The sequence below is a fragment of the Cupriavidus sp. FW216-B1 genome, assembly GCF_058789195.1.
In genome coordinates, this window is the sequence record NZ_JBYTEL010000002.1 from 411,012 (window position 1) to 430,352 (window position 19,341).

The following is a 19,341-nucleotide window of genomic DNA, read 5'->3' on the forward strand; positions in this document are numbered from 1 at the left end:
CACTTTTTGTCGAACTTCCCTGGAGGGTTACATGGACAATATCGAACAACGCGTCAAGAAAATCGTGGCAGAGCAACTCGGCGTGGCCGAGGCTGACATCAAGAACGAATCCTCGTTCGTGAACGATCTCGGTGCGGATTCGCTGGACACGGTTGAGCTCGTGATGGCGTTGGAAGATGAATTCGGCATGGAAATTCCCGATGAGGAAGCCGAAAAGATCACGACCGTGCAACAGGCCATCGATTACGCCACCGCACACGTCAAGGCCTGAGCCTGTCGTATCTGGATTCCGAGCCACAGAAAACAGGCGGACCGGCCGCAGGGTCGTCCGCGCTGTTTTCTGTGGCTTTCGTCTGTTCGAAGAAGCACAATCGGATATGCCGCGCCGTGACCGGCGTGGCCTGGCGCAAGGCTGTCATGGCCGGCGCCGGTCGTCGTTCCGGTTCTGCTTCACGTACCCGTAGGAAATCATAGTGAGCCGTCGTCGCGTCGTCGTCACTGGGCTTGGCCTTGTGTCTCCGGTCGGAAACACGGTTGCCGAGGGCTGGGCCAATCTGGTTGCCGGTCAGTCTGGCATCGCCACCATCACCAAATTCGATCATTCCGCGCTAGCCGTGCACTTCGCCGGCGAAGTGAAGGGTTTCAAGGCTGAGGACTACATCCCCGCCAAGGAAGCCCGCCATATGGATACGTTCATCCACTATGGCATCGCAGCGGGGACGCAGGCGCTGAAGGACAGCGGCTACGTGGTGTCCGAAGCCAATGCCGACCGCGTCGGCGTGCTGGTCGGCTCGGGCATCGGCGGCCTGCCGATGATCGAAGATACCCACGCCGAGCTGACCAACCGCGGTCCGCGCCGGATCTCGCCGTTCTTCGTGCCGGGTTCGATCATCAACATGATCTCGGGCCACCTGTCCATCTATCACGGACTCAAGGGCCCGAACCTGGCCGTGGTGACGGCCTGCACCACCGGCCTGCACAGCATCGGCCTGGCGGCCCGCCTGATCCAGGCCGGCGATGCCGATGCCATGCTCGCGGGCGGCGCCGAATCGACCGTGTCGCCGCTGGGCATCGGCGGTTTCGCCGCCGCGCGCGCGCTGTCGACCCGCAACGACGATCCCGCCGCCGCCTCCCGTCCGTGGGACAAGGACCGCGACGGTTTCGTGCTGGGCGAAGGCGCCGGCGTGATGATGATCGAGGAGTACGAGTCGGCCAAGGCGCGCGGCGCCAGGATCTACGCGGAACTGATCGGCTTCGGCATGAGCGGGGACGCCTACCACATGACCGCGCCCAACATGGACGGCCCGCGCCGCTGCATGGTCAACGCGCTCAAGGACGCCCGCATCAACGCGGACGAGGTGGGCTACCTGAACGCGCACGGCACGTCGACCCCGCTGGGCGACAAGAACGAAAGCGAAGCCATCAAGCTGGCTTTCGGCGACCACGCCTACAAGATGGCCGTGAATTCGACCAAGTCGATGACCGGCCACCTGCTGGGCGGCGCCGGCGGCCTCGAATCCGTCTTCACCGTGCTGGCGCTGCACCACCAGGTCTCGCCGCCGACCATCAACATCTTCAGCCAGGATCCCGAATGCGACCTGGACTACGTGGCCAACACGGCACGCGACCTGAAGATCGACGTCGCGGTGAAGAACAACTTCGGTTTCGGCGGCACCAACGGCACGCTTGTCTTCCGCCGCGTCTGAACCCGGCAGCCGCCGGGTGACGCTCCTCCGGACTTCGCTCGGGACCCATCGCCTGCGGTGGGTCTTGGCGCTGTTCCTGGCCGGCGAACTGGCGGCGCTTGCGCTGCTCGCGCGCGAGGCCGCGTGGAGCCTGGCGCGTTCTCCCGAAGGCTGGGGCCTGGCGCAGTGGCTGCCGGCGCTGGCCGCGGCGGCAGCCGGTGGCAGGCTCCTGAGCCACTGGCCCGCGCTCTGGCGGGCCGCCGGCTGCACCTATGCCGGACTGGCGCCGGGGCACGGCGGTGCCGCGGGACGGCCCGCCATCCTGGTCCGCCTGCATACCGGCGCCGATGCGGTGGCGCGGGTCGCCGGCAGCTGGGACCTGGGCGGCCTGGCGCTCGTGCTGGCGCTGGAGCCGGCCAGCGGCACGCCGCCGCGGACATTGATCATCGGCCCGGGAGCCGCGGCTTCCGATTCCCTGCGGGCACTGAGGCGCGCACTCGGCGCGGCGCGGCGCGAACAGGCGCCGGCGCGCGAGGCAGCATGAGCGGCGCCGCGCTGCAACCATTCGTCACAAAATGCGTTGCAACGCACTGACCGTGCGCCGGCTACGTAGGTAAAATACAACGTTTGTCGTGAAGACGATACCAAGAGATACACTGCAGGTGAACCATTCGTGAGCGAACGCGAAGCCGATCAGCTCCTCGTTGAACGCGTCCAGAAGGGCGATAAGCGGGCCTTTGAACTGCTGGTGGCCAAATACCACCGCAAGATCATCAGGCTCATTTCGCGCTTGGTGCGGGATTCGGCGGAAGTGGAGGATGTGGCACAGGACGCCTTTATCAAGGCGTATCGTGCCTTGCCGCAATTCCGCGGCGAGTCGGCGTTCTACACCTGGTTGTACCGGATTGCGGTGAACACGGCAAAGAACTACCTGGCAACCCAGGGGCGCAGGCCGGAAGCCACCAGCGACATCGATGCCGAAGAGGCTGAAACTTTTGCGGATGGCGAGCAACTAAGAGATATCAATACGCCGGAGTCGATGCTCCATACCCGACAGGTCGCCGAAACGGTCAACCGGGCGATGGAAGCCCTGCCGGAAGAACTGCGCACGGCAATCACGCTTCGCGAAATCGAGGGCCTCAGCTATGAGGAGATTTCCGAGGCGATGGGGTGTCCGATCGGAACGGTCCGGTCACGCATCTTCCGGGCGCGCGAGGCGATCGCCGAGAAATTGCGTCCGCTGCTGGGAACGGCAGAGGGCAAGCGGTGGTAAGCGGTAAATCGGCGGTAAGTCAGTGGTAAACGGTAAGTAGCAAGACGGCGGTAAGTGGTAAGAAAATGTCGTGCGGCCAGCGTTGCAGCCTATTCCTGCATCGATAAACGACAAAAGCAGTCAGACGGGATTGTCGGTGTTCAATGGTTTTTCTAGGGGTGGGAAATGGGTCAGGCTCATAAGCAGTCGGTTCATGTAGTGGAAGCAGCGGAGCAGATCTCCGCGCTGATGGATGGCGAGCTGGCGCCGCACGAAGTCAACGCCGTACTGGATCTCGCCAAGGGCGAGGACGGCATGGCAAGCTGGACCACGTTCCAGCTGATCGGCGATGCCCTGCGTTCGGAAGAACTGACGCATGCCGGCTCGACCGACGATTTCCTCTCCCGTTTTTCCGCGCGTCTCGACAGCGAACCGCACGTGCTGGTGCCCGCCGTGGCCCAGCAGGCGGCGGCGCATCGCATGCTGTTCAAGCCTTCGTGGGTGCGCCGGGTGATGCCGGGCACGGCCATCGCCGCCGCCGTGGCGGCCGTGAGCTGGGTCGTGGTGCCGCAGATGCGCGGCACCGGCGACGTGGGCGCGCCCGATGCCGTGGTGGCGCGTGCCGAGCAGCCCGCCGTGCCCAAGGCCGGTGGCATCGTGACCGTTTCCGCCGACAGCGCGCAGATGATCCGCGATCCGCGCCTTGACGAATACCTGCGTGCCCACCGGGTGTCGGTGGCCACCGACGCGGTCGTCCCGACCATGCGCACCGTTGTCAACAGTGCAAACTTTTCTCAGGACAATTCGCAGGAATAATGCCGGACATGCATAAAGGATGGTCGCCCGCCAACGTAGCGGGCGCACGCAGAATAAGGGCCCTTCGCAGGTCCTTTTTTCTGGCCTTGTGTCTGACTGCGGCTGCGGCAGGCGCGCAGCCGGCGGACAATACCCTGGCCCGGCGGGATGCGACGGCCTGGCTCAACAAGATCCACCGCGCGGCCCAGCGCGAGAATTATGTCGGCACGCTGATCTATCAGCGCGGCAGCGTGATGCATGCCTCGCGCATCCAGCACTACAGCGACCTGGTCAACAACGAATACGAACGGCTGGAAACGCTGGACGGCAAGCCGCGCGAGGTGCTGCGCCAGAATGACGTCGTGCACAGCCTGATCCCCGAGGCCAAGCTGGTGGTGGTGGAAAAGCAGGAAGCGAAGGACCGCTTCCCGGCCCTGCTGGCGACCAACAAAAGCGATGTCCTCGACATCTACGAGATGCGCAAGCTGCCCGGCGAGCGCGTCGCCGGGGTCGAATGCGAAGTGTTCTCGCTCGATCCGCACGATGCCGCGCGTTATGCCGTGCGGCTGTGGGCCGAGAAGAACTCCGGGCTGCTGATGCGCGCCCAGACCGTGGGCGAGGGCGGCAAGGTGCTCGAGCAGGTCGCGTTCTCGCAGGTCGAGATCGGCGTGCCCTCGGAAAAGCAGCGCATTCTCACCGCCATCAAGAACGCCAGTTCCTGGAATCACTACGAAGTCACCAACCAGCCGGCCAACATCGCCGACGAGGGCTGGAGCATCGGGATTCCGGTCAAGGGCTTCATGAAGATCCGCGAGGTCCGCCGCCCGCTCGGCGAACTGCGTTCGCCGCAGGCCAACCCGCGCGGGCAGGTCTTCGAGGTGCTCCAGATCGTCTACAGCGACGGGCTGACCGGGCTGTCGGTGTTCATCGAGCCGGTTTCCGAGCAGCGCGTGCGCCGCGAAGGCGTCGCCTCGCTGGGCGCCACCCAGGTGGTGGTGCGGCGCGTCGCCGATTTCTGGATCACCGTGGTGGGCGAAGTGCCGCCCGCCACCGTCCGCCAGTTCGCCTCGGCGGTAGAATACAAGCCACCGCCGAAGGCGCACTGAGCCGGCCCGCGCTCCGGGCCGCCGGTGGCGCCGCGGCTCCCCGCCGCGGGCGCGCCGCGCCACGGCCCCTCCGAAGCCCTGTTTCCTTCCTTTTTGCCGATTTCCGGGAGTCGATGATGTCACCAAGATCTCCAGCCTTGGCTCGGACCGTGCTCATGGCTGCCATTCTCGCGTTTGCGCCGCTGGTCGCAGAAGTGAGCCATGCGCAGGCTGCCGCGCAGTCCTACGGGCTGCCCGATTTCACCGATCTGGTCGACAAGACCGGGCCGGCCGTCGTCAATATCCGCACCACCGAGCGGGTGCGCGCGCGCGGCAACGGCAGCCCCGACGACGATGAAATGGCCGAGTTCTTCCGCCGCTTCTTCGGCGTGCCGATGCCCGGCGCGCCGGGCACGCCCACGCCGCCGGGCGCGCCGCGCCGCGGCCAGCCGCCGCAGGGCGAGGAGCAGAGCCGCGGGGTCGGGTCCGGTTTCGTCATCAGCCAGGACGGCTATGTGATGACCAACGCGCATGTGGTGGCCGACGCGGATACCATCTACGTCACGCTGCCCGACAAGCGCGAATTCAAGGCCAGGCTGATCGGCTCGGACAAGCGCACCGACGTGGCGCTGCTCAAGGTCGACGCCACCGGCCTGCCCAAGCTCACGCTCGGCGACTCCGACAAGGTGCGCGCGGGCGAATGGGTGCTGGCGATCGGCTCGCCGTTCGGCCTCGACAACAGCGTGACCGCCGGCATCGTCTCCGCCAAGGGACGCGACACCGGCGACTACCTGCCGTTCATCCAGACCGACGTGGCGGTCAACCCCGGCAACTCGGGCGGCCCGCTGATCAACCTGCGCGGCGAAGTGATCGGCATCAATTCGCAGATCTACAGCCGCAGCGGCGGCTACATGGGCATTTCCTTCGCGATTCCCATCGACGAGGCGATGCGCGTGACCGAGCAGCTCAAGGCGAACGGCAAGGTCACGCGCGGACGCATCGCCGTGGCCATCGGCGACGTGACCAAGGAAGTCGCCGACTCGCTCGGCCTGGGTCGCGCGCGCGGCGCGCTGGTGGGCAGCGTGGAGCCGGGCGGGCCCGCCGAGAAGGCCGGCATCGAGGCCGGCGACATCATCCTGAAGTTCAACGGCCGCGACATCGAGAAGGCTTCGGACCTGCCGCGCATGGTCGGCGACATCAAGCCGGGCACGCGCGTGCCGCTGCAGTTGTGGCGCAAGGGCGCGACGCGCGACGTCAACATCACCGTGGCCGAGCTGGATGCCGACACCAAGGTCAAGGCGCGCAACGGCAATGCGCCGCGCGACGACGGCGCCGCGCAGGCGGCCAAGCCCAACGCGCTGGGGCTGATCGTCAACGAGATCCCGGACGCCAAGCTCAAGGAGCTGAAGATCAAGTCCGGGGTGGAAGTCGAGCAGGCCGACGGCCCGGCCCAGCGCGCCGGCATCCGCCCGGGCGACATCATCCTGCGCCTGGGCGACAGCGACGTGACCAGCCCGCGCCAGTTCAACGAACTGGTCAAGGGCCTGGACAAGGGCAAGATCGCCGCGGTGTTCGTCAGGCGCGGCGACGCCACCCAGGTGCTGACGCTGCGGCCGGGCACGGTTTCCTCGCGCTAGCCCGTCCCCATGACCGCGCTCACGCTGTATGGCAGGACCTACTGCCATCTGTGCGAGGACATGAAGATCGCGCTGGAGCCGCTCCGGCGCGATTTTTCCTTTGTCCTGCACGAGGTGGACGTCGATGCCGACGCCGCCACCGAGGCCCGCTTCGGCGAGCTGGTGCCGGTGCTGATGACCGGCACGCCCGCGGGTGCCGGCGGCGAGCTGTGCCACTATTTCCTCGACGTCCCGCGGGTGCGGGCGTGGCTGGCGGCGCAAGCCATCTCGCCATACGGAAGTCCTTGAAAGTACGGTAAAATCGCGCTTTGGCGCAAAATCCGCGCCACCAACCTTGCGGCCCGGAACGGCGCGTGCCCGGCAGGGTGCCGGTTCCAGGCCGTTCATAGCCGCTGCGCCGTCCGGCGTGCCCTGGCGGGCACCTCCAGGCGAGAAAAGGCGCACCCCTGAACATCCGATGGACCATATCCGCAACTTCTCGATCATCGCCCACATCGACCACGGCAAATCGACCCTGGCCGACCGCATCATCCAACTGTGCGGAGGCTTGTCCGATCGCGAGATGGAGGCGCAGGTGCTCGACTCGATGGACATCGAGAAGGAGCGCGGCATCACCATCAAGGCCCAGACCGCGGCGCTGAACTACAAGGCGCGCGACGGCCAGATCTACAACCTGAACCTGATCGACACCCCGGGGCACGTCGACTTCAGCTACGAAGTGAGCCGCTCGCTGTCCGCCTGCGAAGGCGCGCTGCTGGTGGTGGACGCCTCGCAGGGCGTGGAAGCGCAGACCGTCGCCAACTGCTACACCGCGATCGAGCTCGGCGTGGAAGTGGTGCCGGTGCTCAACAAGATCGACCTGCCGCAGGCCGACCCGGAAAACGCCATCCGCGAGATCGAGGAAGTGATCGGCATCGACGCGCAGGACGCCACGCCGTGCTCGGCCAAGACCGGCGTCGGCGTGCAGGACGTGATCGAGGCCATGATCGCGCGCGTGCCCGCGCCCAAGGGCGACGCGGCCGCGCCGCTGCAGGCGCTGATCATCGACTCGTGGTTCGACAACTACGTCGGCGTGGTGATGCTGGTGCGCGTGGTCAACGGCACGCTGCGCCCCAAGGACAAGGTGCTGCTGATGGCCACCGGCTCGCAGCACCTGGTCGAGCAGGTCGGCGTGTTCTCGCCCAAGTCGCTGCAGCGCGAGGCGCTGACGGCCGGGCAGGTGGGCTTCGTCATCGCCGGCATCAAGGAACTGAAGGCCGCCAAGGTGGGCGACACCATCACCAACATGGCGCGCAAGGCCGCCGCGCCGCTGCCGGGCTTCAAGGAAGTCAAGCCGCAGGTGTTCGCCGGCCTGTACCCGGTCGAGGCCAACCAGTACGAAGCGCTGCGCGAATCGCTCGAGAAGCTCAAGCTCAACGACGCCTCGCTGCAGTACGAGCCCGAAGTGTCGCAGGCGCTTGGCTTCGGCTTCCGCTGCGGCTTCCTCGGCCTGCTGCACATGGAGATCGTGCAGGAGCGCCTGGAGCGCGAATTCGACATGGACCTGATCACCACCGCGCCGACGGTGGTGTACCAGGTCAAGATGCGCGACGGCACCATGCTGACCGTGGAGAACCCGGCCAAGATGCCGGACCCGAGCCGCATCGAGGACATCCTCGAGCCGATCGTCACGGTCAACCTGTACATGCCGCAGGACTACGTCGGCTCGGTGATCACGCTGTGCACGCAGAAGCGCGGCACGCAGATCAACATGAGCTACCACGGCAAGCAGGTGCAGCTCACGTACGAGATCCCGATGGCGGAAATCGTCATGGACTTCTTCGACCGGCTCAAGTCGGTGTCGCGCGGCTACGCCTCGATGGACTACGAGTTCAAGGAGTACCGCGCCGCCGACGTGGTCAAGGTCGACATCCTGATCAACGGCGACAAGGTCGACGCGCTGTCGGTGATCGTGCACCGGAGCAACTCGCAGTACCGCGGCCGCGAGGTGGTGTCCAAGATGCGCGAGATCATCCCGCGCCAGATGTACGACGTGGCCATCCAGGCCACCATCGGCGCGAACATCATCGCGCGCGAGAACGTCAAGGCGCTGCGCAAGAACGTGCTGGCCAAGTGCTACGGCGGCGACATCTCGCGCAAGAAGAAGCTGCTCGAGAAGCAGAAGGCGGGCAAGAAGCGCATGAAGCAGGTGGGCACGGTGGAAATTCCGCAGGAAGCCTTCCTGGCGATCCTGCAGGTGAGCGACAAGTAAGGCGGGCAGGGTAGCAAGGCAACAAGGCAACCGGGCCGGGCTTGCGCCTGGCCGCGGGCGAAGCGGACTCTAACAAAACATCACCACGATCTAGCCGTCATGAATTTTGCACTGATCCTTTTTGTGCTGGTGGTCATCACGGGCATTGCCTGGGTGGCCGACAAGCTGGTGTTCGAAAAGCAGCGGCGCTTGTCCGCGCAGGCCGCACTCGCCGAGTTCGATGCGCGCAGGGCCGACCTCCAGGGCCGCTACGGCACCGGCGAGATCGACACCTCGCGCAGCCGCCTGGCCGAGGAAAAGCTGCGCCAGCCCTGGTGGCTGGAATACTCGGCGAGCTTCTTCCCGGTGATCCTGGCGGTGTTCGTGCTGCGCTCGTTCGTGGTCGAGCCGTTCAAGATCCCGTCCGGCTCGATGATCCCGACGCTGCTGATCGGCGATTTCATCCTGGTCAACAAGTTCGACTACGGCATCCGCCTGCCGGTGGTGAACCAGAAGATCATCCCGGTGGGCGAGCCGCAGCGCGGCGACGTGATGGTGTTCCGCTACCCGAAGGACCAGTCGCTCGACTACATCAAGCGCGTGATCGGCGTGCCGGGCGACGTGGTGAGCTACCAGGACAAGCGCCTGACCATCAACGGCAAGCCGGCGCAATACGCGCCGCTGCCCGACTACCTCGACGAAGAGCGCCTGTCGTACTCCAAGCATTTCGACGAGACGCTGCCGGCCGGCCCGGTCCACGGCATCCTCAACGACGCCGACCGGCCGGCCTTCATCGCCGGCGCCGACCCGGATTTTCCGTTCCACGAGAACTGCACTTACAATCAGCAAGGGCTGATCTGCAAGGTGCCGCCAGGTCACTATTTCGTGATGGGCGACAACCGCGACAACAGCCTGGATTCACGTTACTGGGGTTTCGTCCCCGATCAGAACATCGTCGGCAAGGCGTTCCTGATCTGGATGAACCTCGGCAATATCGGACGCGTGGGATCGTTCAAGTAGCATCCCCGCGGCGCGAATAACCACTCCGGTCAAGCGAGGGAAAGCGCATTATGGGTCAATCGGAACGAATTGGCGGTGCCGTCGGGGGACGGCGGCAGCGCCTGGCGAGGCACAGCGGGCAGCGCGGATTTTCGCTGGGCAGCCTGCTGGTGGTCATCCTGGTGGTGGTGGGCGTGGTCATTCCCGCGATCCGGGCGATACCGAGCCTGCTGGAATATTTTTCGGTCAAGCGCGCGGTCAGCTACGCCAAGCAGCAGGCGAGCAACCGGCGCGAAGTGGCCGACTATTTCAACAAGCAGGCGCAGATCGACCGCATCACGGCCGTGCGCAGCGACGATCTGGATATCCACGAGGATGACAACGGCACCATCCGCTCGGTGGGATTCTCCTACCGCAACGAGGTGCCGCTATACGGCCCGCTGAGCCTTTTGATTACCTACTCGGGAACGCAGTACTGACATGAACCTCGACGCCTTGCAGCAACGCCTCGGCTACCGCTTCAGCAAGCCAGAACTGCTGCAGCAGGCGCTGACGCACCGCAGCCACAGTGCCTTGCATAACGAACGCCTGGAATTCCTCGGCGATTCGGTGCTCAACTGCGCCGTGGCCGACATGCTGTACGGCATGTTCAGCAAGCTCGACGAAGGCGACCTGTCCCGCGTGCGCGCCAACCTCGTCAAGCAGCAGGCGCTGTACGAGATCGCGCAGATGCTGCAGTTGTCCGAGGCCCTGCGCCTGGGCGAGGGCGAGCTCAAGAGCGGCGGCTTTCGCCGCCCCTCGATCCTGGCCGACGCGCTCGAGGCCATCGTCGGCGCGGTGTTCCTCGACGCCGGCTTCGAGGGCGCGCGCACCCTGATCCGCAAGCTGTACATCCCCATCCTCGAGCAGGTCGATCCGCGCACGCTGGGCAAGGATGCCAAGACGCTGCTGCAGGAGTACCTGCAAGGCCACAAGATAGCGCTGCCGCAATACAACGTGATCGCCACCCACGGCGCGGCGCACAACCAGCAGTTTGAAGTCGAGTGCACCGTGCCTAAACTGGAAGTGCGGGTGTTCGGCACCGGCGCGTCGCGCCGCGCCGCCGAGCAGGCCGCCGCCAAGCTGGCTCTCGACGAGGTGCAGAAGCTCGTGCCCCAGTTGCTCAAGCGCAGCCGGGCCGAGCGTACCGGCAAGACCCGCAAGCAGCCGGTGCCGCCCGATCCCCAGTTGTCTCTCAGGTTGAAGGAATGACCGAATCACTCGATCCGCGGCAAGATGCCGCGGGTACCCCTTTCGCGGCGTTCCGCTGCGGCACCGTGGCCATCGTCGGGCGTCCCAACGTCGGCAAGTCCACGCTGATGAATGCGTTGGTCGGCCAGAAGATCAGCATCACCTCGCGCAAGGCGCAGACCACGCGCCACCGCATCGTCGGCATCCAGACCACCGACGACGCGCAGTACGTGTTCGTCGACACCCCGGGCTTCCAGACGCGCCACGCCAGCGCGCTGAACCGTTCGCTCAACCGCGCCGTCACGTCCACGCTGTCGAGCGTGGACCTGGTGCTGTTCGTGGTCGAGGCCGGCCAGTACGGCCCCGACGACGAGAAGGTGCTGGCGCTGCTGCCGAAGAAGGTGCCGGTGCTGCTGGTCACCAACAAGCTCGACCGCCTCGGCGCGGACCGCGCCGAGGTGATGATGCCGTTCCTGGAAAAGATGGGCCACCAGTTCCAGTTCGCGGAAGTGGTGCCGATGTCGGCCAAGACCCATGACCACATCGCGCGCCTGCTCGGCATCATCCGGCCCTACCTGCCGGAAGGCGAGCCGATGTACGACGCCGATTCCATGACCGACCGCAGCGAGCGCTTCCTCGCCTCGGAGATCATCCGCGAGAAGGTGTTCCGCTGGACCGGCGACGAGCTGCCCTACACCAGCACGGTCATCATCGAGAAGTTCGAGACCGAAGGCCGGCTGCGGCGCATCTTCGCCACCATCCTGGTCGAGCGCGAAGGCCACAAGGCCATGATCATCGGCAACAAGGGCGCCAAGCTCAAGACCATCTCCACCGAAGCCCGCATCGACATGGAAAAGCTGTTCGACGGCAAGGTCTACCTGGAGATGTTCATCAAGGTCAAGAGCGGCTGGGCCGACAACGAAGCCGGATTGCGCGCCTACGGCTATGAATGACAGAGCGGGCGGGCCGGCACTGAAGGCCCGCCGCATCGACCCGGTGGCGGAAGAAGCCGCCGAACTGCTGGACAGCCACGCCGTGCCCGGCATGGAGGTGGCCGAGCAGCGCGCCATGATGGACCGCGCGCTGCGCATCGCGCCGGCGCGCACCGAGCTGCGCGTGGCCAACCAGCCCGGCTTCGTGCTGCATGCCTGGCCCTACCGCGAGACCAGCCTGATCCTCGACGTGTTCACGCGCGACCACGGCCGCGTGGCGATGGTCGCCAAGGGCGCCAAGCGGCCGCATTCCGCGCTGCGTCCGGTGCTGCAGCATTTCCAGCCGGTCTCGCTGTCGTGGAGCGGGCGCGGCGAGGTCAAGACGCTCACGCGCGCGGAGTGGGTCGGCGGCCTGCTGCCGCTGGCCAGCGACGCGCTGCTGTCGGGTTTCTACCTCAACGAGCTGCTGCTGCGCTTCTGCCCGCGCGAGGACGCCCACGTGGCGCTGTTCCGCCAGTACATGGAAACGCTGGCGCGGCTCGCGCACGGCGAGCAGGCCGGCCTGGTGCTGCGCAGCTTCGAGCGCGTGCTGCTGCAGGAAACCGGCTTCGCCGTGGCCTTCGACGAATGCGCGAACTCGGGCGAGGCGGTGGAGCCGGAACACGACTACGTGTACCAGCCGGAGCGCGGCGTGCGCCGCGCGCAGCCGAGCGATCCGTCCTCGTGGCCGGTGGTGTCCGGGCAGACCCTGCTCGACATGTCGCAGGACGACTACCGCCGGCCCCAGACCGTGACGCAAAGCCGTGCGCTGATGCGCTTCCTGCTGCATTATTATCTGCAAGGCGCGCCGCTGAAGACGCGCCAGATCCTGATCGACCTGCACTATCTCTGAGCCTGCCCGCATGATTTTCCACGCGCATCCCGGCGTCATCGACCTTGGCGTCAACATCGACCACGTGGCCACGCTGCGCAACGCGCGCGGCACGGTCTACCCCGATCCCATCCAGGCCGCGCTGCAGGCCGAGCAGGCCGGCGCCGACCTGATCACGCTGCACCTGCGCGAAGACCGCCGCCACATCCGCGACGCCGACGTGCACGCGCTGCGCCCGCTGCTGGCCACGCGCATGAACCTGGAATGCGCGCTCACCCAGGAGATGCTCGACATCGCCTGCGCGATCCGCCCGCAGGACGTCTGCCTGGTGCCCGAGCGCCGCGAGGAAGTCACCACCGAAGGCGGGCTGGACGTGGCCGGGCGCTTCGAGCAGGTCAAGGCCGCCTGCCGCCAACTGGCCGATGCCGGCATCCGCGTGTCGCTGTTCATCGATGCGCAGGCCGAGCAGATCGAGGCCGCCGCCGCCTGCGGCGCGCCCGTGGTCGAGCTGCACACGGGCCGCTATGCCGACGCGCACACGCCGGCCGAGCAGGCCACGGAATTCCGGCGCGTCGCCGACGGCGTCGACGCCGGCGTGCGGCTCGGGCTGGTGGTCAACGCCGGGCACGGCCTGCACTACACCAACGTGCAGCCCATCGCCGCGCTGCCCGGCATCAAGGAACTCAACATCGGCCACGCCATCGTCGCGCACGCGGTCTTCGCCGGCTGGCAGAACGCGGTGCGCGAGATGAAGGCCATCATGGTGGCCGCGCGCCTCGGCACCACCTATCCGCGCCCGGACGCCGCAGCGTGATCTACGGCATCGGCACTGACATCATCCAGATCGAGCGCGTGCAGGGCGTGATGGAGCGCACGCGCGGGCGCTTCGCCGAGAAGGTGCTCGGGCCGCAGGAACTGCTGAAGTACCACGCGCGCCGCGCGCGCTCCGAGAAGCGCGGGCTGGCCTTCCTGTCCACGCGCTTCGCCGCCAAGGAAGCCTTCTCCAAGGCCATCGGGCTGGGCATGCGCTGGCCGATGACGTGGCGCGCGATGGAACTGCTGAACCTGCCTTCGGGCGAGCCCTATGCGCTCTGCCACGGCGAGCTCGATGCGTGGCTGCGCGAGCGCGGCGTCACGGTGCGGGTCACGGTCAGCGACGAACACGATTACGCGGTCGCCTTCGCGATCGCCGAGCTTGGCGCCGCCGCTCCCCGCGGCGGCGGCGCGCCGCTCGCTTCCCAGCCTAGTGAAGAACCCAAATGATCAACAAGATTTCCGGCAAGCGCCCGGGTCCCGTGGTGCTCGACGTCAAAGGCAAGCAGCTCGACGCGGAGGACGTCCGGCGCATTTCCCATCCGCTGACCGGCGGCGTGATCCTGTTCGCGCGCAACTTCGAGTCGCGCGTGCAGCTGCAGACGCTCACGCAGGACATCCGCGCGGTGCGCGAGGACGTGCTGATCTGCATCGACCATGAAGGCGGCCGCGTGCAGCGCGCCAGGACCGACGGCTTCACCCACCTGCCGGCGATGGCGCGCCTGGGCGAGCTGTGGGACCGCGACGTGCTGGCCGCGACCAAGGCGGCCATGCAGTGCGGCTACGTGCTCGCGGCCGAGCTGCGTGCCTGCGACATCGACCTGAGCTTCACGCCGGTGCTGGACCTCGACTACGGCCGCAGCGCGGTGATCGGCGACCGCGCCTTCCATGCCGACCCGCGCGTCGTGACCATGCTGGCCAACCACCTGACCCACGGGCTGCTGCTGGCCGGCATGGCGAACTGCGGCAAGCATTTTCCCGGCCACGGCTTCGTCGCCGCCGACTCGCACGTGGCGGTGCCGGTGGACGAGCGCGGCCTCGACGAGATCCTGGCACAGGACGCGCGGCCCTACGAATGGATGGGCATGGCGCTGTCGTCGGTGATGCCGGCGCACGTGATCTACCCGAAGGTGGACCCGAGCCCGGCCGGCTTCTCGCGCTTCTGGCTGCAGGACATCCTGCGCACCCAGCTCGGCTTCGAGGGCGTGATCTTCAGCGACGACCTGAGCATGGAAGGCGCCAGCGTGGCCGGCACCGTCACCGAGGCCGCGCGCGCGGCGCTCGGCGCGGGCTGCGACATGGTGCTGATCTGCAACAGCCCGGAGCGCGCCGACCAGTTGCTCAGCGAGCTCGATGCCGGCGTCGCCGAAAAGGCCTCGCAGCGCCGCATCCGCAAGCTGTTCGGCCGCCGCAAGCCGCTGCCCTGGAACAAGCTGATGCAGGACCCCGACTACGCCGGCGCGCTGCGCGAGCTGAAAGGGCACGGCCTGATCGCGTGACGATGCGCCCGCCGGGCGGCAGGCAAAGGAAAAGGGCAGCCGAGGCTGCCCTTTTTTCCGTCGCGCCGCCACCCGTGGCGGGCGGCAGCGGCCAACTGCGCTCAGTTCGCGCGGCTGCGGTATTCGCCGGTACGGGTGTCGATTTCGATCTTGTCGCCGATATTGCAGAACAGCGGCACTTGCAGCTCGAAGCCGGTGTTGATCTTGGCGCCCTTGAGCACCTTGCCCGACGAGGTGTCGCCCTTGACGGCCGGTTCGGTGTAGATGATCTCGCGCACCAGCGTGGTGGGCATTTCCACCGAGATGGCCTTGTCGTTGTAGAACACCACTTCGACGTTCATGCCGTCTTCGAGGTAGTTCAGCGAGTCGCCCATGCTGTCCTGCTCGACTTCGTACTGGTTGTAGTCGGCGTCCATGAACACGTACATCGGGTCGGCGAAGTACGAGTAGGTGCACTCCTTGCGATCCAGCATCACGACTTCGAACTTGTCGTCGGCCTTGAAGACCGATTCGCCCGGGGCTTCGGTCAGCAGGTTCTTGTACTTCATCTTGACCACGGCGGAGTTGCGGCCCGACTTGTTGTACTCGGCCTTCTGCACGACCATCGGGTCGGTGCCGATCATGAACACGTTGCCGACGCGGAGTTCTTGTGCGGTTTTCATCTGAACTGTTTTCCTGAAAAAGAATGTCTCGGAATTCGGTGTGGCGAAGTATGGCGAAGGCGCGTTGCCGGCGCATGGCACCGGCCATCCATACGCGGTCCATCCAGTTACGCCCGGGTACCGCAGGATGCCGTGGCGCGCATGCCTTGGGGCATGCCGCGCGGGATCCTGTCGCGGTACCGCCGTTTTCCGGCCCGGTCGCCATCAAATCAACCGACTATTTTACCTGATTTTCGCAGAAGGCCACGAGATTTGCCGCCAGATCGCCGAGGTGCTGCAGGCTGCGCTGCCACCGCTCGGTGGCGTCGCGCAGCGCCGGCAGATGTGCCCGCAGGGCCGCCCAGTCGAGCGGCTTGCCGGGCTCGTTCCACGCATGCCAGAACGCGACCAGCGCGGCGGCCGCCGGCGCCTGGCCGGTGTGCTCCAGCCGCTTCACGAAGAGGTCGAGAAAGGCGTCGAGCTTGACCAGGTGCGCGGCCTCTTCCTGCGGATAGATGTGCCAGACCAGCGGGCGCCCGGCCCACTGCGCGCGCACGAACGAGTCCTCGCCGCGCACGAAGTTGATGTCGCACAGCCACAGGAGTTCGTCGTAGTGCTCCTGGCGCACGAACGGCACCACGTGCATGGTCAGGCTGCCGGCTGCCATGACCCGGCCCGGCGCGGCATCCGGCGCGCCGAACCACGCACTTGCCTGCTGCGCGGCGAGGCCGGCCGGGACCAGGCACTGCACCGGCTCCGCGCCGTCGCGCCACTGCGCCAGCAGCGCGGGCAGGGCGGGGTTGGGGTAGGCGAACAGGCTGGCCTTCAGCGCGCCCTCGCTGGGCCGCACGCCCAGCCGGTGCCACAGCGCGGCCTGCGCCGCGGGGCTTTCGCGCAGGTGCTCGCGCTGCAGACCCAGCATGGACTCGCGCAGCAGCCCGCCCGTGCCGGACTCGAAGCCCGGGAAGAAGAAGTACTTCACCAGCGGCAGGCGCGGATGGGGCGAGCTCATGCGGTGGTGCTCCCGCACCCACGGCTCGGCGCTTAGGTATTCGAGGTTGATCCAGACCGGCCGCGGCGCGCGCGCCGCCATCGCGGCGAGGAAGGGCGCCGGCAGCTCGCAGGCGAACGACTCGATCACCACGTCGTGCGGCACCACGCCGGCGAAGCGCGCGGCGCCGTCCTGTTCGCTGTCTTGTCCGCTCTCGTGGCCGCTTCTTTGATCGCCTTCCTGGCCGGGGCGCCGCCAGGTGCGCACCTCCACGCCCGCCAGCACCTGCCGCGCGGCGTCGACGTCGAGCCCCGGCGCCAGCCGCGCGAAGCTGTGCAGGTCGTCCACCCACAGCCGCACGGCGTGGCCGTGCTCCTGCGCGAGCTGCCGCGCCAGCCGCCAGCAGACGCCGATGTCGCCGAAATTGTCGATGACGGTGCAGAAGATGTCCCACGAGCGGACGGTGCGGCCGGCCTGGCTGGCTTGGCCGGTGGGATCGGGACGGACGGGCATGGTGGCGGGAGTCGGCAACGATTTGCTCTAAACTTGCGATTTTAGAGCCTGTCGCGCCGCCGCCGTCCGCCGGCCGGGCGCGGACTGGCCGCGCCCACACGGTCGATGCCCTCCCGCGATTCCTCCCCGATGTCCCAGCCGGAACCCGAAATCCACAACCCAGGCACGCCCGCCGAGCCCGGCCCCGAGGCCGCGCCGCCGTTCGACCCCAAGGCGGTGATCGCCCAGTTGCCCGGCCTGCCGGGGGTCTACCGCTACTTCGACGCGCAGGGCAACGTGCTCTACGTGGGCAAGGCGCGCGACCTGAAGAAGCGCGTCTCGAGCTACTTCAACAAGAACCTGCCGTCGCCGCGCATCGCCATGATGGTGGCCAAGATCGTGCGCATCGAGACCACCGTGGTGCGCACCGAGGCCGAGGCGCTGCTGCTGGAAAACAACCTGATCAAGGCCCTGGCGCCGCGCTACAACATCCTGTTCCGCGACGACAAGTCCTATCCGTTCCTCAAGCTGACCAGCCACCGCTTCCCGCGCATGGCTTACTACCGCGGCTCGACCGACCGCAAGCACCAGTACTTCGGGCCGTTCCCGAGCGCGCACGCGGTGCGCGAGAGCATGCAGATTCTGCAGCGCGTGTTCCAGCTGCGCACCTGCGAGGACACCGTTTTCGCCAACCGCACGCGGCCGTGCCTGCTGCACCAGATCCACCGCTGCACCGCGCCGTGCGTCAAGGCCATCAGCGAGGAGGACTACGCGCGCGACGTGGGCAATGCCGCGCGCTTCCTGCAAGGCCGCCAGAGCGAAGTGCTCGACGGCCTGCAGGCCAAGATGGAGGAGCATGCCGGGCGGCTGGAGTTCGAGCAGGCCGCGGCGGTGCGCGACCAGATCGGCGCGCTGTCCACCGTGCTCAGCCGGCAGGCCGTGGAGGAAGTCGGCGGACAGGCCAGCGACATCGACGTGCTGGCGGTGGCGGTGGAAGGCGGCCGCGCCTGCGTCAACCTGGCGATGGTGCGCGGCGGCCGGCATCTCGGCGACAAGGCTTATTTTCCCGCCCACGTGGAAGAGGGCGCGATGATCGTCGGCGAGGAGGATGCGGGCGCCGACGCCGGCGGCGAGTCCAGCGCCGGCATCGCGGCCGAGCGCATCGCCACCGAGGTGCTGGCCGCCTTCATGGCGCAGCACTACCTCGACCAGGCGGTGCCACCGGTGCTGGTGGTGAGCCACCTGCCCACGGACAAGACGCTGCTGCAGGCGCTGTCGATGCAGGCCGGGCGCAAGGTCACGCTGGTGCGCCAGCCGCAGGGGCAGCGCCGCGCCTGGCTCGCGATGGCGCAGCAGGGCGCCGCGCTCGCGCTGTCGCGCCGGCTCGCCGAGCAGGGCAGCCAGCAGGCCCGCACGCGCGCGCTGGCCGAGACCATCGGGCTCGACCTGGAAGACCTCGCGCTGCTGCGCGTGGAGTGCTTCGACATCAGCCACACCGCCGGCGAGGCGACGCAGGCATCGTGCGTGGTGTTCCATCGCCACGAGATGCAGAACGCCGAATACCGGCGCTACAACATCCAGGACATCACGCCCGGCGACGACTACGCCGCCATGCGCCAGGTGCTGACGCGGCGCTACCAGAAGCTGGTGGAGATGCTGGAGCAGGCGCAGGAGGCCGGCGGCGGCGAGGCCGGGGAGAGTGGCCAGAGCGAGGCCTCCGCCGCGCTGGCGCTGGTGCCCAACATCGTGCTGATCGACGGCGGCAAGGGCCAGGTGGAGGTCGCGCGCCAGGTCTTCGAGGAGCTTGGCCTCGACATCGGCCTGCTGGTCGGCGTGGCCAAGGGCGAAGGCCGCAAGGTCGGGCTGGAGACGCTGGTGTTCGCCGACGGACGCCCGTCGCTGGAACTGGGGCAGGGCAGCGCGGCCCTGATGCTGGTCGCGCAGATCCGCGACGAGGCGCACCGCTTCGCCATCACCGGCATGCGCGCGCGCCGCGCCAAGGTGCGCACCACCTCGCGGCTCGAAGAGATCGAGGGCGTCGGCGCGCGCCGGCGCCAGAAGCTGCTGACCCGCTTCGGCGGGCTGCGCGGCGTGATGGCGGCCAGCATCGACGAACTCGCCAGCGTGGACGGCATCTCGCATGCGCTGGCCGAGGAAATCTACCGCCAGTTGCATTGATTCGGGCGCGC

At 67.2% G+C, this 19,341-nt stretch carries 21 protein-coding genes; 18 read left to right on the plus strand and 3 right to left on the minus strand.

Annotated features, from left to right (window positions below):
- The first annotated feature begins 31 nt into the window (after positions 1 to 31).
- Positions 32 to 271 carry an acyl carrier protein gene (acpP, locus tag AC3WXD_RS08860; protein WP_008644813.1) on the plus strand — a complete coding sequence of 80 codons (240 nt, stop codon included), beginning with the start codon at positions 32 to 34 and terminating at the stop codon, positions 269 to 271.
- Here acpP and AC3WXD_RS08865 read toward each other — a convergent pair.
- Positions 261 to 602, minus strand: coding sequence for a hypothetical protein (locus tag AC3WXD_RS08865; RefSeq protein WP_492323595.1), 342 nt, complete (start codon positions 600 to 602; stop codon positions 261 to 263). The genes acpP and AC3WXD_RS08865 overlap by 11 nt on opposite strands.
- Between AC3WXD_RS08865 and fabF the strand changes: the two genes are divergently transcribed.
- The 16 genes from fabF (at position 513) to nagZ (ending at position 15,028) form a co-directional block, all read left to right on the plus strand.
- Positions 513 to 1,706 carry a beta-ketoacyl-ACP synthase II gene (fabF, locus tag AC3WXD_RS08870; RefSeq protein ID WP_231401673.1) on the plus strand — a complete coding sequence of 398 codons (1,194 nt, stop codon included), beginning with the start codon at positions 513 to 515 and terminating at the stop codon, positions 1,704 to 1,706. The genes AC3WXD_RS08865 and fabF overlap by 90 nt on opposite strands.
- A gap of 64 nt (positions 1,707 to 1,770) precedes the next feature.
- Positions 1,771 to 2,229 (plus strand): hypothetical protein, encoded by a 459-nt coding sequence (locus AC3WXD_RS08875; RefSeq protein WP_492323537.1) that lies wholly within the window; start codon positions 1,771 to 1,773, stop codon positions 2,227 to 2,229.
- A gap of 129 nt (positions 2,230 to 2,358) precedes the next feature.
- Positions 2,359 to 2,958 (plus strand): RNA polymerase sigma factor RpoE, encoded by a 600-nt coding sequence (gene rpoE / locus AC3WXD_RS08880; protein WP_020205109.1) that lies wholly within the window; start codon positions 2,359 to 2,361, stop codon positions 2,956 to 2,958.
- 165 nt (positions 2,959 to 3,123) lie between these two features.
- Positions 3,124 to 3,753, plus strand: coding sequence for a sigma-E factor negative regulatory protein (locus AC3WXD_RS08885; RefSeq protein WP_043367076.1), 630 nt, complete (start codon positions 3,124 to 3,126; stop codon positions 3,751 to 3,753).
- An 8-nt stretch (positions 3,754 to 3,761) separates the two neighbouring features.
- Entirely contained in the window at positions 3,762 to 4,838 is a 1,077-nt protein-coding gene (locus tag AC3WXD_RS08890) for a MucB/RseB C-terminal domain-containing protein (RefSeq protein WP_029044052.1), read from the plus strand.
- A 155-nt stretch (positions 4,839 to 4,993) separates the two neighbouring features.
- A complete protein-coding gene (locus tag AC3WXD_RS08895) occupies positions 4,994 to 6,454 on the plus strand; it encodes a DegQ family serine endoprotease (RefSeq protein ID WP_370552885.1) in 1,461 nt (486 codons plus the stop codon).
- 9 nt (positions 6,455 to 6,463) lie between these two features.
- Positions 6,464 to 6,742: a glutaredoxin family protein gene (locus AC3WXD_RS08900; protein WP_059415483.1), complete on the plus strand. Its 279-nt coding sequence runs from the start codon at positions 6,464 to 6,466 to the stop codon at positions 6,740 to 6,742.
- Positions 6,743 to 6,911: 169 nt separating this feature from the next.
- Positions 6,912 to 8,705, plus strand: coding sequence for a translation elongation factor 4 (lepA, locus tag AC3WXD_RS08905; RefSeq protein ID WP_020205114.1), 1,794 nt, complete (start codon positions 6,912 to 6,914; stop codon positions 8,703 to 8,705).
- Between the two features lie 99 nt (positions 8,706 to 8,804).
- A complete protein-coding gene (gene lepB, locus AC3WXD_RS08910; protein WP_059415482.1) occupies positions 8,805 to 9,704 on the plus strand; it encodes a signal peptidase I in 900 nt (299 codons plus the stop codon).
- 50 nt (positions 9,705 to 9,754) lie between these two features.
- Positions 9,755 to 10,162, plus strand: a complete 408-nt coding sequence (locus AC3WXD_RS08915) for a DUF4845 domain-containing protein (RefSeq protein WP_029044054.1) — start codon at positions 9,755 to 9,757, stop codon at positions 10,160 to 10,162.
- A 1-nt stretch (position 10,163) separates the two neighbouring features.
- Positions 10,164 to 10,934 carry a ribonuclease III gene (gene rnc / locus AC3WXD_RS08920; protein WP_020205117.1) on the plus strand — a complete coding sequence of 257 codons (771 nt, stop codon included), beginning with the start codon at positions 10,164 to 10,166 and terminating at the stop codon, positions 10,932 to 10,934.
- Positions 10,931 to 11,866 carry a GTPase Era gene (gene era, locus AC3WXD_RS08925; protein ID WP_020205118.1) on the plus strand — a complete coding sequence of 312 codons (936 nt, stop codon included), beginning with the start codon at positions 10,931 to 10,933 and terminating at the stop codon, positions 11,864 to 11,866. Before rnc ends, era begins: the two co-directional genes overlap by 4 nt.
- The gene (gene recO, locus AC3WXD_RS08930) at positions 11,859 to 12,737 is read left to right on the plus strand and encodes a DNA repair protein RecO (protein WP_454731883.1); all 879 of its coding nucleotides are present in this window, start codon (positions 11,859 to 11,861) and stop codon (positions 12,735 to 12,737) included. The genes era and recO overlap by 8 nt, the downstream gene beginning before the upstream one ends.
- Positions 12,738 to 12,747: 10 nt before the next feature.
- The gene (gene pdxJ, locus AC3WXD_RS08935) at positions 12,748 to 13,530 is read left to right on the plus strand and encodes a pyridoxine 5'-phosphate synthase (RefSeq protein ID WP_454731882.1); all 783 of its coding nucleotides are present in this window, start codon (positions 12,748 to 12,750) and stop codon (positions 13,528 to 13,530) included.
- Positions 13,527 to 13,979, plus strand: coding sequence for a holo-ACP synthase (gene acpS, locus AC3WXD_RS08940; protein WP_492323538.1), 453 nt, complete (start codon positions 13,527 to 13,529; stop codon positions 13,977 to 13,979). The genes pdxJ and acpS overlap by 4 nt, the downstream gene beginning before the upstream one ends.
- Positions 13,976 to 15,028: a beta-N-acetylhexosaminidase gene (gene nagZ, locus AC3WXD_RS08945; RefSeq protein ID WP_492323539.1), complete on the plus strand. Its 1,053-nt coding sequence runs from the start codon at positions 13,976 to 13,978 to the stop codon at positions 15,026 to 15,028. The genes acpS and nagZ overlap by 4 nt, the downstream gene beginning before the upstream one ends.
- Before the next feature lie 101 nt (positions 15,029 to 15,129).
- On the opposite strand, the gene efp is transcribed toward nagZ, so the two are convergent.
- Positions 15,130 to 15,690, minus strand: coding sequence for an elongation factor P (gene efp, locus AC3WXD_RS08950; RefSeq protein WP_020205123.1), 561 nt, complete (start codon positions 15,688 to 15,690; stop codon positions 15,130 to 15,132).
- A 217-nt stretch (positions 15,691 to 15,907) separates the two neighbouring features.
- Positions 15,908 to 17,173, minus strand: coding sequence for an elongation factor P maturation arginine rhamnosyltransferase EarP (gene earP, locus AC3WXD_RS08955; RefSeq protein ID WP_454731880.1), 1,266 nt, complete (start codon positions 17,171 to 17,173; stop codon positions 15,908 to 15,910).
- 129 nt (positions 17,174 to 17,302) lie between these two features.
- On the opposite strand from earP, the gene uvrC reads away from it, so the two are divergent.
- Positions 17,303 to 19,330 carry an excinuclease ABC subunit UvrC gene (gene uvrC / locus AC3WXD_RS08960; RefSeq protein WP_020205125.1) on the plus strand — a complete coding sequence of 676 codons (2,028 nt, stop codon included), beginning with the start codon at positions 17,303 to 17,305 and terminating at the stop codon, positions 19,328 to 19,330.
- The last annotated feature ends 11 nt before the right edge of the window (positions 19,331 to 19,341 follow it).